This window comes from Streptomyces sp. HSG2, assembly GCF_016598575.1.
In the GTDB taxonomy this organism is placed as follows: Bacteria; Actinomycetota; Actinomycetes; order Streptomycetales; family Streptomycetaceae; genus Streptomyces.
In genome coordinates this window covers 2,736,889-2,753,381 of record NZ_CP066801.1, presented here as the reverse complement: position 1 = coordinate 2,753,381, position 16,493 = coordinate 2,736,889, and the positions used below count along the sequence as shown (strand labels likewise).

The following is a 16,493-nucleotide window of genomic DNA, read 5'->3' as shown; positions in this document are numbered from 1 at the left end:
CGACGGTCGCGCGGTCCGGGAGAAGGCCGCGCGGTCGGCGGGCAGAGGCGGGGGAAGGTGGACGGTGGACGGGCGGACGGGGGAGGGTACGGGACGGAAGGGCGACGGTCGGGGCCCGCCGCCCTCGACGGCGCGGACACGCTGGGAGCATCGGCGTGCGGCGCGGCGGACCCGCCCCGCTCGTATCGGAGGAGAAAGCATGCGCCACACCGTCCGGACCACAGCGGGCCCCATGGTGGTCCCCTCGCCCGAGCACGAGTGGACCGTACTCCTCTTCATCACCGAACCCGGTATCGGCGAACGCCTGCCGGCCCTGGCCGGGTGCACCGCCGGGTTGTGTTCGGCGCGTGACGCCGCCCGGACCTTCGCGCGGTACGGCGCCTTGGTCCTCGGCGTGGGCGCGCAGACCCCGGACCGTCTCGCCGCGTTCACCGAGAGCCACGGGCTCGGTTTCGCGATGGTGGGCGACTCCGACCTCTCGCTGGGTCGGGCACTGGGCGTGCCCGAGACACGGGACGCCGGGCGCCCCCTCTTCGCCCGCGCCGCCGTCGTGCTGGACCGGTCGGGCCGGGTGCGTTCGCCGGTCCACCAGGTCCCCGACCCGGATCGCCACGCCGAGGTCGCGCTCGCCGCACTCGCCGAGGCCGCGGACGAGGGACCCGCGGGCCGGTGAGCCGCTCCCCCTCGCCGGGACCGGCGAGGGGGTGATCCCGCCGGCCGACGGCCGGAAGCCACCGGAGTAATATTCCCGCCTCGAACAGTTGAACGTCGGACGGCGTGCGTTGGGGGTGACCGGCATGCGGACGGAACCTGACCGGTCCTGGCGGGTCCCCCTGCGGCGCGCCCTCGCGGGTGACGCGGGCCCACCGGCCCTGCTCCTGCTGGAAGGGGCCGCGGGCACCGGCAAGAGCAGACTCGCCGAGCACTGGGGGCGCCTGGCCCAGGAGTGGGGCGCGGACCGGCTCCGGTGGCGTTGCGGTCGAGGGGAGGAACCGCGTCTCCCGGGGCCCGAAGGGCGGTTGTTGCTCGTCGCCGACGACGTGCAGCGCGCGACCCGCGATGAGCGGGAGCGGCTGCGCGAGGTGGTGGAGACGGCCCGACCGGGACTCGCCGTCGTCCTCGCCTACCGAGGCGAGGAGTTGGACCACCCGGGGCTGCCCCTGGGAGCACCCGCCCCGCACTGTCCCGCCGAGCTGCGCGTGATCCGGCACTCCCTCCGCCCCTGGGACGCGGACACGGTAGGGCGGGTCGCCGCCGAGGCGCTGGGGGATCGGGCCACGCCGGAGGCCGTGGCACGGCTGGCGGAACTCTCCGGCGGGGTGGCCGGTGTGGTGACCGACCTGCTGGCGGAACTGGGCGCGGGCGAAGGGCGGATCACCACGGCCGAGGTGGAGGCCGCCGGCGTGCCGGAGCGGCTCGCCCAGCTGGTCCTGGGGCGCCTCGCCGGGGTTTCTCCGGCCCGCAGGCCGGTCGTGTGGGCCGCGGCGGTGCTGGGCCGACCGGTCAGCGCCGACGAACTGGTCGAGGTTTCGGGTCTGGGGCGACTCGGCGGTCGGGCCTCCCTGCTGGGCGCGCTCGCCGAGGCCGTGCTGGTGGAGGACGCCGAGGGGCGCTACGCCTTTCCCGTGCCGCTCGCCGCCCGGGCGGTCCACGAGGTGGTCCCCGGACCGGTGCGGCAGGAGCTGCACCGCCGCGCGGCGCAGGTGCTGATCCGTCGGCAACCCACCCCCTGGATGTCGCTGGCCCGGCACCACCGGGCGGCGGGAAGGACGCGGGCCTGGCTGCGGGCCGTGGAGCGCGGGGCGGAGGCGTCGGCCGCGGCGGGTCGCCACCACGAGGCCATCGACCTGTTGGAGCGAACCCTGGCGGCGCCCGCGGTGCCCCCGCGGGCGCGGGCGCGGCTCGCGCCGATCCTCGCCCGCAGCGCGGTGCTCGGACTACGGTCCGACCAGACCGTGGACGTCCTGACCCAGATCGTCGAGGACGAGGCCCTGCCGATGTCGGTGCGGGGCGCGCTGCGACTGGATCTCGGGCTGGTGCTGTGCAATCAGGCGGGCCTGCCGAGCCGTGGCTGTCGGGAGCTGGAGAGGGCCGCGGCGGAACTCCTGGAGGACCGGCCCGACCTGGCCGCCCGCGCGATGTCGGCGCTGGTCCTGCCACACGGCGCGCGCACGCCAGTACGCGTCCACGAGGCGTGGCTGCGGCGGGCGGTCCGGGCGGCGGAGGACAGCGGGGACGTCGTCGTCCGGACGGCGGTGGCCGCCAACCGCACCGGGCTGGCCATGGGAAGGGGGGACCCGGACGCCTGGCGGCTCCTGGCCGAACTGCCCCGGGACGGTCCCGAACCGGGCTGTCGTCAGCACGTGGCTCGGGCGCTGTGCAACGGCATGGAGTTCGCGGTCTGGCTCGGTCACTACGGCCGGGCCGAGGAACTCATGGCGGAGGGCATCGCCCTCGCCTCGGCCAGCGGCGCGCCCTTCGCCGAACACACCGCGCTCGGCACGCGGCTGCGGCTGCAGTGGGCGACCGGGGACTGGGCGGGACTGGCGCGGCGGTGCGAGGACTTCCTCGCGGCCAACGCGGGCATGCCGGTGATCTGCTCCGACGCGCGAGTGGTGCGCGGGATGCTGGCGCTGGCCCAGGGCGACTGGAGCGGGGCGGCGTCCTGGCCGGTGGACGCGGCGATGCCGCTCCCGTTCGACGCCGCGCCGGCGCTGTCGGCGATGGCCTCGGCGACGCTGGTCCGACTCGCCCTGGCGCGCGAGGACGTTCCGGGTGCCGTGGCCGAGGCGCGCGCGGCCTGGGGCGCGCTGCGGGCGAAGGGCATCTGGGCGTGGGCGGCGGAGTTGGCGCCCTGGGCGGTGGAGGCCGTGGCGCGCGGTGGCGACCTTCCCGGGGCCGGGGCGATGACCGCCGAGTTCGAGGCCGGGATACGGGACGTGGACGCCCCGGCGGCCGTTGCCGCGCTGGCCTGGACGCGGGGGGTGCTGGCCGAGGCGTCCGGGGCTCCGGGCGAGGCCGTCGCCCACTACCGACGGGCCGCGGCCGGCTACGCGGCGCTCCCCCACCCCTACGCGTGGGCGCTGACCACGGAGGGAGCGGCGCGCTGCGTCCTGGCGGCCGGCGCCGAGGGCCCGGGGTCGCCCCTGCACTCGGAGGGACCGTTGACGGCCGGCGCCTCCACCGGGCCCGAGTGCGGTCCGGATCTTCCGGAGGCGGCCCGCGCCGCGGCCGGACGCGGCCTCGACACGCCTCGGGGCCCGGCCGGCGCCGACGCCGACCTTGGGGGGGAGTACCGCTCCGCCCAGGCTCTGGAGGCGCTGCGCGGCTGTGTGGAGCGCTTCTCCGAGTTGGGGGCGGTGTGGGACGCGGCCCGAGTCCGGGCGCTGCTGCGGTCGCACGAACCCACCACTCACGCGGGCACCAGGGGAAGGCCGTCCTACGGGTCCGGGCTGTCCCCCAGGGAGCGCGAGGTCGCGGAACTCGCCGCGGCGGGTCTGACCAACCGGGAGATCGCGGGCACACTCCACCTCTCGCCCCGCACCGTGGAACACCATGTCTCCGGCGCCATGCGCAAGTTGGGGGTGCCCTCCCGACAGGGGCTGGCCACCCAGTGGACTGCGCTGACGGCCGCTCATACCGAAGAGTCGGGCAGCAAGACGACATAGCGCCCCGCGCCACCGCGTTAATTGGGTATCCGTGACGGGGGCTCCCCCCATGGGCGAGCCCCCTGGACAGCCCGTAGGTTTCCAGCCACCGGCCGGTGGGACGAGGCCGCGGAAGTGTCCGAGCGATCGGCTCCTCCGCGGGCCGCCCCATGCTTCACCCGGCCGGTGACCGCCCGACGAGAGGCTCTCCTCCCCTCGGGCGGCCGGGTCGCCACTCCCCACACTCCTCGACGCGACCCCGGGGATGGCGACATGTCATGTCCTGAACAATGACGTCGGGCGGACACGTCGCCGCGAACACGAGAGGAAGCACTCTTGAACGGGTTGAGACCACTCCGCATATCGGTCCTCGCCGTGGCCACCACCGCCCTCCTCGGGGCGAGTTCCCTCACGGCCGCCGCCACCTCCGCCCCACAGGAAGAGCGCGGCGCCTCCACGGCGACCGCGGAGGAGACCGTCGAGCGCCTCATCGTCGGCTACAAGTCCGACGCCAGCGAGGCGAAGTCCGACTCGGCCGCCGACGAGGACGCCAAGGACAAGGGCGAGGAGACCGGCGAGTCCCTCGACTTCGACCGTCGTCTCGGCACCGGCGCCGCCCTGGTCGACCTCGGCGGGAAGCTCGACGAGCAGGACGCCGACGACGTGGCCGCCGCCTTCCGCGACGACCCCGACGTCGCCTACGTCGTCCCGGACAAGCGGATGTACGCCACCGCCGCCACCCCGAACGACACCGAGTACGAACGCCAGTGGGACCTCTTCGAGTCGACCGCCGGCATGAACGTGCCCGACGCCTGGGACGAGGCGACCGGCGACGGTGTCAACGTGGCCGTCATCGACACCGGTTACGTCGCCCACGCCGACCTCGCGGCCAACGTCGTCTCGGGTTACGACTTCATCTCCGACCCGTGGATGGCCCAGGACGGCGGCGGGCGCGACAGCAACCCCGCCGACGTGGGCGACTGGATGGACGAGGGCGAGTGCGGCACGGACGCCAACGGCGACCCCGTCCCCTCCGCCGACACGAACAACTCCTGGCACGGCACCCACGTCGCCGGCACCATCGCCGCCACCGCCGGCAACAACAAGGGCATCGCGGGTATCGCCTACGACGCGACCATCCAGCCCGTCCGCGTCCTCGGCAAGTGCGGTGGCACGACCGCCGACATCATCGACGCCATCACCTGGGCCTCCGGTGGCTCCGTCTCGGGCGTGCCGTCCAACTCCACCCCCGCCGACGTGATCAACATGAGCCTCGGCGGCGAGGGAACCTGCGACGCGGGCACCCAGAGCGCCATCAACAGCGCGGTGAGCCGCGGCACCACCATCGTCGTGGCCGCCGGCAACGACAACCTGAACGCTCGCCTGTTCAACCCGGCCAGCTGCGGCAACGTCATCACCGTCGCCGCCTCCGACCGGCAGGGCAACCGCGCCTACTACTCGAACTACGGCAGCGTCGTCGACATCACTGCCCCCGGTGGCGAGACCCCGAGCAGCTCCGCCAACGGCATCTGGTCCACGCTGAACACCGGCAGCCGCAGCGTCGGTAGCGACACCTACGCCGCCTACCAGGGCACCAGCATGGCCGCCCCGCACATCGCCGGCCTGGCCGCCCTGATGTACGAGGCCACCCCCTCGATCACGCCGGCCCAGGTCGAGAGCACCATCAAGAGCAACGCCCGCACCCTGCCCGGCTCCTGCTCCGGCGGCTGCGGCTACGGTCTCGCCGACGCCGCCGCCACCCTCGGCGCCGACAGCGGCGGGAGCGGGTCGACCGGTGGCACCGTCTTCACCAACTCCGACAACGTCACCATCTCGGACAACTCGACGGTGAGCTCCTCCATCACGGTCTCGGGAATCAGCGGCAACGCCCCGTCCGACCTGGAGATCGACGTCGACATCAAGCACACCTACCGGGGCGACCTGGAGATCGCGATCGTGGCTCCGAGCGGCGGCTCCGCCGTGCTGAAGTCGGCGGACGGCGACGACGACGCGGCCAACGTCAACACCACGTACTCCGTCGACGCCTCCGGCGTCACCGCCAACGGCACCTGGAAGCTCCGTGTCACCGACACCTACAGCGGTGACACCGGCTACATCGACTCCTGGAGCCTGACCTTCTGATCCCCCCACGGCCACCCCCCACGGCCGCGGACGCGCCCGGACCGGTACACGGTCCGGGCGCTTTCGCGTCCGGGCCCGACGGGACCCGCGCGGTCCCCACCGGACCCGGCCGTCCCGGGCCGCCGACGGGCTTCCCCGGACGCGGCGAGCCGGTCGGGCGGACGCCCACGACACGACGACAGCCCCCGCCTCCGGTGTTTCACGGAGGCGGGGGCTGTCCAGGTAGGCCGCGTGGGACTCGAACCCACAACCAACAGATTAAAAGTCTGCTGCTCTGACCAATTGAGCTAGCGGCCCGCGCGGCCCAGCATAGCCGTCGGTCGGGCCGCTCCCACAGCCCATCCCGGACGCCACGCGACACGGCCGGTGTGTCCCGACCGGAGCCACCGGGGCACCGCCGGTCGGGACGGACGACGGACCCGCGCACGGCCGGGAGCGACGGCCCCCGGCCATGACCGGGCGTCAGCCGTTGCGCTTCCAGCGCGGCTTGTCCTCACGCCGGCCGAAGGAGGATCCCCGGTGGTCGTCGCGGCGTCCGTACGGGCGGTCGTGGCCACCGGAACGGAAACCGGGGCGATCGCCCTGACGGTCCCGGTTGAACGGGCGGTCGCTGCCGCGGTGGCCGCCTCGGTCGTCCCGGCGGAACCCACCACGATCGTCACGCCGGTCGTCCCGACGCTCATCACGACGGAACCCACCACGGTCCTCACGCCGATCATCACGGCGCTCGAACGAACGCCCACCACGGTCGTCCCGACGCTCATCACGACGCTCGAACGAACGCCCACCACGGTCGTCCCGTCGCTCATCACGGCGGAACCCACCACGGTCGTCCCGACGGAACCCACCACGGTCCTCACGCCGATCGTCGCGGCGCTCGAACGAACGCCCACCACGGTCGTCCCGTCGCTCATCACGGCGGAACCCACCACGGTCGTCCCGACGGAACCCACCACGATCGTCACGCCGGTCGTCACGACGCTCGAACGAACGCCCACCACGGTCGTCCCGACGCTCATCACGACGGAACCCACCACGGTCCTCACGCCGATCATCACGACGCTCGAACGAACGCCCACCACGCTCACGATCGTGGGAGCGGTCGCGGTCGGAGGGACGCTCCGCCGGCTCCGCCTGGCGCGGCCCCGGCTGCTCCGGCACCGAGATCGTCGCCTCGGCCGCCGAAGCGGTCTCGGCGGCCTGGGCGACGGCCGCGACGGGGTCCTCACCCCGCTCGCGGGCCGCCTTGGCCAGCAGTCGGTCCGCGTCCTGCCGCAGTTCCGCGGCGCGCCGCTGGGCGCGCTCCAGCTCCTTGGTGAGCTGTCCCACCTCGCGCTCGGCGTGCTGTGCGGCGTTGCCGGCGGACTCGGCCTGGACCTCGGTCATCGAACGGGCGCCGGTGATCTCGGCGACCTCCGGGTCGAAGGCGGCGCCCCCCTGCACGATGTGGCGCGAGGCCTCCACCCCGGCGTCCTCCATGAGGCGGAAGATCTGACGCCGCTGGTGCGGCAGCGAGAGGGAGACGACGGTGCCCGTGCGGCCCGCCCGAGCGGTGCGCCCGGCCCGGTGCAGGTAGTCCTTGTGGTCACCGGCCGGGTCCACGTTGAGTACGAGATCGATCCCGTCGACGTGGATGCCCCGGGCGGCGACGTCCGTCGCCACCAGCACGTTGACGTAGCCGTCCTTGAAGTCCGCCAGGGTGCGGGTCCGGGCGCCCTGTGTCATGCCCCCGTGCAGCGCGTCGGCCTTGGCGCCGGCCTCGCGCAGCTGGTCGGCGACCCGGTCCGCGCCGAGCTGGGTGCGGACGAAGACGATGGTGCGGCCCTTGCGCGACGCGATCGCCGCGGTGACCGGGGCCTTGTCCTTGGGCTTCACCACCAGGATGTGGTGCGACATGGTCGTCACCGCGCCCTGGGCGGCGTCGACCTCGTGGCTGACCGGCTCGTTCAGGTAGCGGTCCACCAGGGTCTTGATCTCGTTCTCCATGGTCGCGGAGAACAGCATCCGCTGGCCGCCCGCCGGCACCTGGTCCAGCAGCTCGGTGACCTCGGGCAGGAAGCCGAGGTCGGACATCTGGTCGGCCTCGTCCAGGACGGCTACCCGCACGTCGTCCAGCGAGCAGGCTCCGCGGTTGATGATGTCGCGCAGCCGTCCGGGCGTGGCGACCAGCACGTCCACGCCCCGCTCCAGGGCGTAGATCTGGTTGCCCATCGAGGTGCCGCCGCAGACGACCTTCATCCGGAGGCCGAGCACGTCGCCGTACGGCTGGAGCGCGTCGGCCACCTGCATGGCCAGCTCGCGGGTCGGCGTGAGGATGACGGCACGGGGCCGCTTCTTCTCCGTCCGGCCGCCGGCGAGAGTGGCCAGGGTCGGCAGGCCGAAGGACAGCGTCTTGCCCGAGCCGGTGCGTCCGCGGCCGAGGATGTCCTTGCCGGCCAGGGCGTCCGGGATGGTCGCGGCCTGGATCGGGAAGGGGGTGGTGACGCCGTTCTGGGCGAGCTTGCGCACGACGCCCTCGGGCAGGCCGAGATCGGCGAACGTGATCGGGGGAGCCTCGGCGGAGTCGGCGGACTCCGCGGAGTCGACGACCTCGGCGGCCGGGGCGGTCTCGGCGGCCTGGGCCTCACCGGGGCCCTCGGCACCCGACGGCACCGTCTCGACGTCGGCTTCGGCCTCGACCGCCGCGGTGTGCTCGGTACTGGTGATGGACATGCGAATACGCAACCTTCCGGAGTCTCGTCGGCACGCGCCCGTCAACTCCGTGATGCGCTGCTTCGCAAATACGACCGCCTCTATGCGGTCAGCCACGGCAAGGGAGAGTACGCGCCACACGGCGCGCTCTGCGATGGCGCCGGGCAAATGGGATCAAACGATCTGCCACCATACGCGCCCCCCACCTCGCGAAGCAAATCGCGGCTCCGAGGCCCCTCTCACACGGACCACGACCCCCCGCGAACCACCCCGCCCTTCCGGCCCCGGATCACACCGGGATTCCCGCGCGTGGCGCCGGCTCACGGTACGCGAGCGGCGAGTCGGGGGGCTCGTGGGCCGCGGACGACGGCACGACGTCCGTCGGTTCGGGCAGCGCCGGCGAGGACGGCTCCCTCGGCGGTGTCGGTTCGGGAGGCTCCGTGGCGGTGGGGGCGGGGGGCGGAGGCCGGGTCGGCACCGGATCGGGGCCGTCGTCCTCCGACGGGGCGGGCGCGGCGGGCGCGCTCGGCGGCGGGGGCTCCTGGGACGACCCGCCCTCGTCGACCTCCCCGTCCTCCACCGCCTCCCCGGGAGCGTCCTCCGGCTCGCGCTCGGCCGCCACGCCCGCGTCCTCGTCCGCTCGCACGCCCCGCTCGCGCGCGGGGGCTCCGTCGGCCTTCGCGTCCTTCCGCGCGCGCGCCTCCGCGGCGGCGCCGTGCCCGGAGCCGCCGGCCGGGGAGCCGGGACCACCACCCCCCACGACTTCCTCGCCGGCCCTCTCCGGAGGCCGCGACGGCGTCGCGGCCTCCCCACCGGTGTCGTCGCCCACGCTCACACAGCCCGGCAGGAGGGCGAGGGCGGCGGCCACCGCGGCCAGACGGACGGGTACGGGCCAGGAGCGCACGAGCAGCCACCTCCGGGATCGACGCGGTCGTCGTGCCCAACTCCCGTCGTCCTCGGGAGGACACGCGCCCCGGCCCGCGGGACCTCGCGGTCCGGACGAGCGTGCGGCGAAGCCGCGTCTCGGGCGCGCGCCCGATCCGGTCGCGAGGGGCGCTCGTGGCGGACAATGGTCGTGTGCTGGAGATGACGCGAGAAGCCTTCGAAGAGCTGGTGGCGGACGCCCTGGACACGATCCCGCCGGAACTGACCAGGCTCATGGACAACGTGGCGGTGTTCGTCGAGGAGGAGCCCCCGGCGGACGACCCGGAGCTATTGGGGTTGTACGAGGGCACCCCGCTCACCGAGCGGGGCGAGTGGTACGCGGGGGTGCTGCCCGATCGCATCTCCGTCTACCGGGGCCCGACGCTCCGCCACTGCGCGACGCCGCAGGAGGTGGTGCGCGAGGTCGCCGTGACCGTGGTCCACGAGATCGCCCACCACTTCGGCATCGACGACGACCGGCTTCACGAGCTGGGTTGGGGATGAGCCCCCTGTGAACCATCCCCCCTCCGGACCAGGCCGAGGCACCAGGCGCCTCGGCCCCGGGGCACGGGGTTGTTCACGGGGTCCGGGAGGCCGCGTCGCGCGTCGGCGCGACCTCGCGGTCGCGGCGCGGCCCCGCCCGCACCGCCCGCCGCCGGTGTCCCGGCCGCCCTCCCACCACCCGCGGCGCGCGCATACCCGCTCCGCCCCCTGGGCATAGGGGCCCAATGGCCCGCGTCCCCGCACAAGCCCGGCACCCCCTCGGTCCACCGCCGAGGTCGCCTCGCCTCCCCGCCCGCCGCCGCCCGGACCGGGGTGCCGCGCCGACCGGGCTCGCCACCCGCCGGCGCCCGGTGCTCGACGCCCTCGGGCTGTTCGCCGTGATGGGGGTCGGCGCCTGGCTCGGGTTGCTCACCGTGGGCAACGTGGAGGTTCCCGTCGGCCCGATGGACACCACCATGGCGCTGCGGCCCTCGGTCACCGGAGGCACCGAGATCAACGTGTCGCCCCTGGGCGCGCTCCGGTTCGACAGCCACACCGGGCCCTTCCGCCTGGACGTCAACGTGGACCGACTCGACCCGGAGCGGTCGCAGGTCCTCGTCGACCACCCCGAGCGGCTCTCCGGCCTCCAGTCCGACGTGGCCGAGGACGTCGGCGGCGGCACCCGCGACCTCGCCCTCCGCTCCGGCGTCGCCGTCGTCACCGGTGCCACCGCCCTCGGACTGGCCGTCTACCGACGCCCCCGCCCCGCCCTGGCCGCCGGCGGCCTGGCACTCACCCTCCTGGCCGCCTCCGGGGGCACCGCCTACGCCACCTGGGACCCGGACTCCGTACTGGAACCCAGGTTCTCCGGACTGCTGACCTCGGCGCCCTCGCTGGTCGGCGACGCACGCAGCATCGTCACCGAATTCGACGTGTACCAGCAGGAACTGGCCCGGCTGGTCACCAACGTCACCAAGTTGTACGACGCGGCCTCGACACTCCCCGTCTACCAGCCGGACCCGACCACCATCCGGGTGCTGCACGTCTCCGACCTCCACCTCAACCCCGCCGGATGGAAGATCACCTCCTCTTTGGTCGACCAGTACGAGATCGACGTGATCGTCGACTCCGGCGACACCATGGACCACGGCAGCGCCGCCGAGAACGGCTACCTGGACCCCATCGAGGATCTGGGCGCCCCCTACGTCTGGGTTCGGGGCAACCACGACTCCCTCGTCACCCAGCGCTACATCGAGGAGTTGCGCAACACCCACGTCCTCGACGACGGACGGGCCGTCACCCTCGCCGGGCTGCGCTTCGCCGGCACCGGCGACCCGCAGTTCACCCCGGACCGGACACGCGAGGAGGGGGCCGAGGCGTCCCAGAAGCTCGCCGGCGCCCGCCTGGCATCGGCCCTGCGCGACCAGCGCGCCGCCGGCACCCCGGTCGACGTCGCCGTGGTCCACGAGCCCGAGGCGGCCCGGGAGGTGGACGGCACCGTGCCGCTGGTGCTCGCCGGCCACCTCCACCGCAACAAGACCGAGGTCATGGAGTACGGCACTCGGCTGCGCGTCGGGGGCTCGACCGGGGGCAGCGGACTGCGCGCGGTCCAGGGGGAGCACCCGGACCCGATCCAGGCGTCGGTCCTGTACTTCGACCGGGAGACCCGGCGTCTTCAGGCCTGGGACGAGATCGAACTGGGCGGGCTGGGCCTGTCCACCGCCGAGGTCAGCCGCCACCTGCCCGAGGAGAACCAGCCGGGCGCCGCCCCCTCGCCGTCCGTCGCGGGCTCTCCCACGTCCGCCACCGCGCCCGCGCCGACGGAGGCCGCCACCTCGGAACCGGTCCCCACCTCGGCCGAGGCCACTGCCGCCGCCGCGTCGGGCACCTCGGAGCGGGACGCCGCCGCGTCGGGCACCTCGCCCCCCGGTCCTCCCCCGACCCCGCCCGATGCCCTCCCCTCGGCGACCACCCCTTGAATCGTTTTGGCGATACCTCCCGCCATCCCATATGCTTCTCACGTCCCCGAGGCGCCGAGAAGCGCCCAGGTGGGCCGATAGCCCTCATCGTCTAGCGGCCTAGGACGCCGCCCTTTCAAGGCGGTAGCACGGGTTCGAATCCCGTTGGGGGCACGCACCACCCGTACGAGACCCGTCTCGTACGCGCTTGGTCCTGTGGAGCAGTTTGGAGTGCTCGCCACCCTGTCAAGGTGGAGGCCGCGGGTTCAAATCCCGTCAGGACCGCCGCGACCCCCGTGGGTCGCGTGGCTGGGTAGCTCAGTTGGTACGAGCGTCCGCCTGAAAAGCGGAAGGTCGCCGGTTCGACCCCGGCCCCAGCCACCTCGTGAGACAGCCCCGGACGGCGTGCCGTCCGGGGCTGTCTGTCGTGTGCCCCGGTGAAGGCACTCCACCGGGGGGCGGCGTCCACGCTCCGGCGTCCCCGTGTGGCATCCGGCTCCCGGAAATCCGACTCTCCGCCCGAGCGCGACGCGCCCCGCGGTGGCGTGCCCGAGCCGACCGAGGCTCGCCTGTGAGGGATTCGGCACCGGAAAGCGTTGGCTCGCTCGCCGGCCGGGATGAGATCCTGGCGTCCGTATGGCTACCCAATCCGCCCCCACCCTCGGCTCCCTCGCCTCCCGGTTGACCGAGTTGTCGCTGCGTGACGCGCACCGGCTGGGGCGCAGGCTGGAGGGGGCACGGAAGATCCGCAAGCCGGAGGCACGCGCCGCGGTGCTCACCGAGTTGGCGGCCGAGATCGACCGGGGTGCTCTGCGGACGGCCGAGCGCCGCGCCCGGGTCCCGGCGGTCACCTATCCCGAGTCGTTGCCGGTCAGCCGGAAGCGGGACGAGATCGCCGAGGCGATACGCGACCACCAGGTGGTGATCGTCGCCGGCGAGACCGGCTCCGGGAAGACCACGCAGATCCCGAAGATCTGCCTGGATCTCGGACGCGGTGTGCGGGGCATGATCGGGCACACCCAGCCGCGCCGGATCGCGGCGCGCACGGTCGCCGAGCGCGTCGCCGCCGAGCTGGACACCCCGCTGGGCGAGGCCGTCGGCTGGAAGGTCCGCTTCACCGACCAGGTGGACCCCGGCGGCACCTTCGTGAAGCTGATGACGGACGGGATCCTCCTCGCGGAGATCCAGACCGACCGGGAACTGCGCGCCTACGACACGATCATCATCGACGAGGCCCACGAACGGTCCCTCAACATCGACTTCCTGCTCGGCTACCTGGCGCAGCTGCTGCCCAGGCGGCCCGACCTCAAGGTCGTGATCACGTCCGCGACCATCGATCCTCAGCGGTTCTCGCGGCACTTCGCGGACGCGCCGATCGTCGAGGTCAGCGGTCGGACCTACCCGGTCGAGGTGCGCTACCGGCCGCTGTTGGAGGAGGGTGGCGAGGACACCGACCGCGACCAGATCACGGCGATCATCGACGCGGTCGAGGAGCTGATGGGCGAGGGTGAGGGCGACATTCTCGTCTTCCTCTCCGGAGAGCGGGAGATCCGGGACACCGCGGACGCCCTGGAGCGGATGAAGCCGGCGCGCGGGGGCGGCACCGGATGGGGGCGCACCGAGGTGCTGCCGCTCTACGCCCGGCTGTCCCATGCCGAGCAGCATCGGGTGTTCCAGCCGCACCCGGGCCGGCGGATCGTGCTCGCGACCAACGTCGCGGAGACCTCGCTCACCGTTCCGGGCATCAAGTACGTCGTCGACCCGGGTTTCGCCCGGATCTCCCGCTACAGCCACCGCACCAAGGTCCAGCGCCTGCCGATCGAACCCATCTCGCAGGCCAGCGCCAACCAGCGCAAGGGGCGTTGCGGTCGCACCTCGGACGGCGTCTGCATCCGGCTCTACAGCGAGGAGGACTTCGCCTCCCGGCCGGAGTTCACCGACGCCGAGATCCTGCGCACCAACCTCGCCTCGGTGATCCTGCAGATGACGGCGGCCGGTCTCGGCGACATCGAGCGGTTCCCCTTCATCGACCCGCCGGACCACCGCAACATCCGCGACGGTGTCCAGTTGTTGCGGGAGTTGGGCGCGCTCGACCCGTCCGAGAAGGACGTCCGCAAGCGGCTCACCCCGTTGGGGCGCCGACTGGCGCAACTCCCCGTGGACCCTCGACTGGCCAGGATGGTGCTGGAGGCGGACCGCAACGGCTGTGTGCGCGAGGTGATGGTCATCGCCGCCGCGCTGTCCATCCAGGACCCCCGGGAGCGCCCCGCGGACCGGCAGGCCCAGGCCGACCAGCGGCACGCGCGGTTCAAGGACGAGAACAGCGACTTCCTCACCCTGCTGAACCTCTGGCGGTACGTCCGCGAGCAACAGCGTGAGCGGGGTTCGTCGTCGTTCCGTCGGATGTGTCGGGAGGAGTACCTGAACTTCCTCCGCATCCGCGAGTGGCAGGACATCTACGCGCAACTGCGCTCGGTGGCCGGACAACTGGGTCTGGGACTGGAAGGACAGGACGCCCCACCGGATCGGATCCACGTCTCGCTGCTCGCCGGGCTGCTCTCCCACGTGGGGATGAAGGACGTGCGGGAGGGAGCCAAGAACGAGTACCTGGGCGCGCGCGGCGCCAAGTTCGCGATCTTCCCCGGCTCGGCGCTGTTCCGGAAGCCGCCGCGGTTCGTGATGTCCGCCGAGTTGGTCGAGACCTCCCGGCTGTGGGCGCGGGTGAACGCGCGGATCGAACCGGAATGGGTGGAACCGCTCGCCGCCCACCTGGTGAAGCGCACCCACAGCGAACCGCACTGGGAGAAGGACCAGGCCGCGGTGATGGCCTACGAGAAGGTGACCTTGTACGGGGTGCCGATCGTGGCCCACCGCAAGGTGAACTACGGACGGATCGACCCCGAGGCGAGCCGCGAGCTGTTCGTCCGGCACGCGCTGGTCGAGGGGGACTGGCGGACCCACCACCGGTTCTTCGCGGCCAACCGCCGGCTGCTGACCGAGGTCGAGGAGTTGGAGCACCGGGCGCGGCGCCGGGACATCCTCGTCGACGACGAGACGCTGTTCGACTTCTACGACCAGCGCGTGCCGGACCACGTGGTCTCCGGGGCGCACTTCGACGCGTGGTGGAAGAGCGAGCAGCGCGAGCGTCCCGACTTCCTCGATTTCGAGCGCGAGATGCTCGTCAACGAGAAGGCCGGGGCGGTCACCAAGGACGACTACCCGGACGTCTGGCGGCAGGGGGCGCTGAAGCTTCGCGTCACCTATCAGTTCGAGCCCGGGGCGGACGCGGACGGGGTGACGGTCCACATCCCGCTCCAGGTGCTGAACCAGGTGAGCGGCGAGGGGTTCGACTGGCAGATCCCGGGCTCGCGCGCCGAGGTGGTGACGGAGCTGATCCGTTCCCTGCCCAAGCCGATCCGCCGCCGGTGCGTCCCGGCGCCGGACTACGCGCGGCGGTTCCTCGACCGCGCCCAACCGCTCCGGGAGCCTCTGCCGGTGGCGATGGCCCGGGAGCTGCGGGCGATGACCGGGGTGTCCGTCGAGCCGGAGGACTTCGACTGGGCGAAGGTCCCGGACCACCTGCGGATCACTTTCAGGATCGTGGACGAGCGGCGTCGCCGACTGGACGAGGGCAAGGACCTGGAGGAGCTGCGGCTCCGCCTCCGCCCGAAGGCCCGTCAGGCCCTCTCGCAGGCCGCGGCGGCCACCGCCTCCCGGGAGGGCGGCGAGTCGGTCGAACGTTCGGGGCTGACCGACTGGACGATCGGCGCGCTCCCCCGTGTCTTCGAGACCCGTCGGGGCGGTCAACCTGTTCGGGCGTACCCGGCCCTGGTCGACGACGGCGACACGGTGTCGGTGCGGCTCTTCGACTCCGAGGCCGAGCAGGCCGAGGCCATGTGGCGAGGCACCCGCCGACTCGTCCTGCGGGCGATCCCGGTGAGTCCGGCCAAGTACGCCGCCGATCACCTGGGCAACCAGCAAAAGCTCGCGTTGTCCGCCAACCCGCACGGTTCGACGGGGGCGCTCTTCGAGGACTGCGCCATGGCGGCGGCCGATCGACTGATGGCGGACCTCGGGGGCCCGGCCTGGGACGAGGCGTCGTACCGTCGGCTCTACGAGGGGGTCCGCTCGGAGATCGTCGACACCACCGTGCGCGCCGTCGACCAGGTGCGGCAGGTGTTGGCCGCCTGGCAGGCCTGCGAGCGGCGGCTGAAGGCGACACGCAGCCCGACGCTGCTCCCCAATCTCCGGGATGTGCGCGAGCAACTGGACGCTCTGGTGAAGCCGGGCTTCGTCACGGAGGCGGGGCTGGCCCGGCTGCCCGACCTGATGCGCTATCTGGTCGCGGTGGATCGTCGGTTGCAGCAGATGCCGACCCAGGTCCAGCGTGACACCACGCGGATGGCGAAGGTCCACGAGATGCGGGACGAGTACGCGTGGCTGCTGGAGCGGATGCCCAAGGGGCGCCCGGTGCCGCGAGAGGTCCTGGAAATCCGCTGGATGATCGAGGAACTCCGGGTCAGCTACTTCGCCCACGCGCTGGGGACGGCGTACCCGGTGTCGGACAAGCGGATCGTCAGAGCCGTCGACGCCGCCGCTCCGTGACGCCTCGGGCACGGAGGGTGGGTTCGCCAGGACGGGCCGGCCT

At 73.1% G+C, this 16,493-nt stretch carries 8 protein-coding genes and 4 tRNA genes; 9 read left to right on the top strand and 3 right to left on the bottom strand.

Features of this window, described 5'->3' with window-relative positions:
* Positions 1-199 precede the first annotated feature (199 nt).
* The 3 genes from JEK78_RS11610 (at position 200) to JEK78_RS11600 (ending at position 5,789) form a co-directional block, all read left to right on the top strand.
* Positions 200-673: a redoxin domain-containing protein gene (locus tag JEK78_RS11610; RefSeq protein ID WP_200258214.1), complete on the top strand. Its 474-nt coding sequence runs from the start codon at positions 200-202 to the stop codon at positions 671-673.
* A gap of 124 nt (positions 674-797) precedes the next feature.
* Entirely contained in the window at positions 798-3,668 is a 2,871-nt protein-coding gene (locus JEK78_RS11605; protein WP_200258212.1) for a LuxR C-terminal-related transcriptional regulator, read from the top strand.
* Between the two features lie 315 nt (positions 3,669-3,983).
* Positions 3,984-5,789: a S8 family serine peptidase gene (locus tag JEK78_RS11600; RefSeq protein ID WP_200258210.1), complete on the top strand. Its 1,806-nt coding sequence runs from the start codon at positions 3,984-3,986 to the stop codon at positions 5,787-5,789.
* Between the two features lie 223 nt (positions 5,790-6,012).
* Here JEK78_RS11600 and JEK78_RS11595 read toward each other — a convergent pair.
* The 3 genes from JEK78_RS11595 to JEK78_RS11585 form a co-directional block, all read right to left on the bottom strand.
* Positions 6,013-6,086: transfer RNA gene (locus JEK78_RS11595), tRNA-Lys, on the bottom strand.
* A gap of 165 nt (positions 6,087-6,251) precedes the next feature.
* Complete coding sequence (locus JEK78_RS11590; protein WP_200258207.1) at positions 6,252-8,501, bottom strand: DEAD/DEAH box helicase; 2,250 nt, start codon at positions 8,499-8,501, stop codon at positions 6,252-6,254.
* Between the two features lie 268 nt (positions 8,502-8,769).
* Complete coding sequence (locus JEK78_RS11585) at positions 8,770-9,384, bottom strand: hypothetical protein (RefSeq protein WP_200258205.1); 615 nt, start codon at positions 9,382-9,384, stop codon at positions 8,770-8,772.
* 173 nt (positions 9,385-9,557) lie between these two features.
* Between JEK78_RS11585 and JEK78_RS11580 the strand changes: the two genes are divergently transcribed.
* The 6 genes from JEK78_RS11580 to hrpA all read left to right on the top strand — a co-directional run bounded on the left by JEK78_RS11580 (position 9,558) and on the right by hrpA (position 16,450).
* Positions 9,558-9,908, top strand: a complete 351-nt coding sequence (locus tag JEK78_RS11580) for a metallopeptidase family protein (protein WP_242483040.1) — start codon at positions 9,558-9,560, stop codon at positions 9,906-9,908.
* 224 nt (positions 9,909-10,132) lie between these two features.
* On the top strand, positions 10,133-11,866 hold the full coding sequence (locus JEK78_RS11575; RefSeq protein ID WP_200258203.1) for a metallophosphoesterase: 1,734 nt from the start codon (positions 10,133-10,135) through the stop codon (positions 11,864-11,866).
* A gap of 80 nt (positions 11,867-11,946) precedes the next feature.
* Positions 11,947-12,019, top strand: a tRNA-Glu gene (locus JEK78_RS11570).
* 36 nt (positions 12,020-12,055) lie between these two features.
* Positions 12,056-12,130 (top strand) — tRNA-Asp (locus JEK78_RS11565).
* Positions 12,131-12,152: 22 nt separating this feature from the next.
* A tRNA-Phe gene (locus JEK78_RS11560) sits at positions 12,153-12,226 on the top strand.
* A gap of 255 nt (positions 12,227-12,481) precedes the next feature.
* A complete protein-coding gene (gene hrpA / locus JEK78_RS11555; protein WP_200258202.1) occupies positions 12,482-16,450 on the top strand; it encodes an ATP-dependent RNA helicase HrpA in 3,969 nt (1,322 codons plus the stop codon).
* The last annotated feature ends 43 nt before the right edge of the window (positions 16,451-16,493 follow it).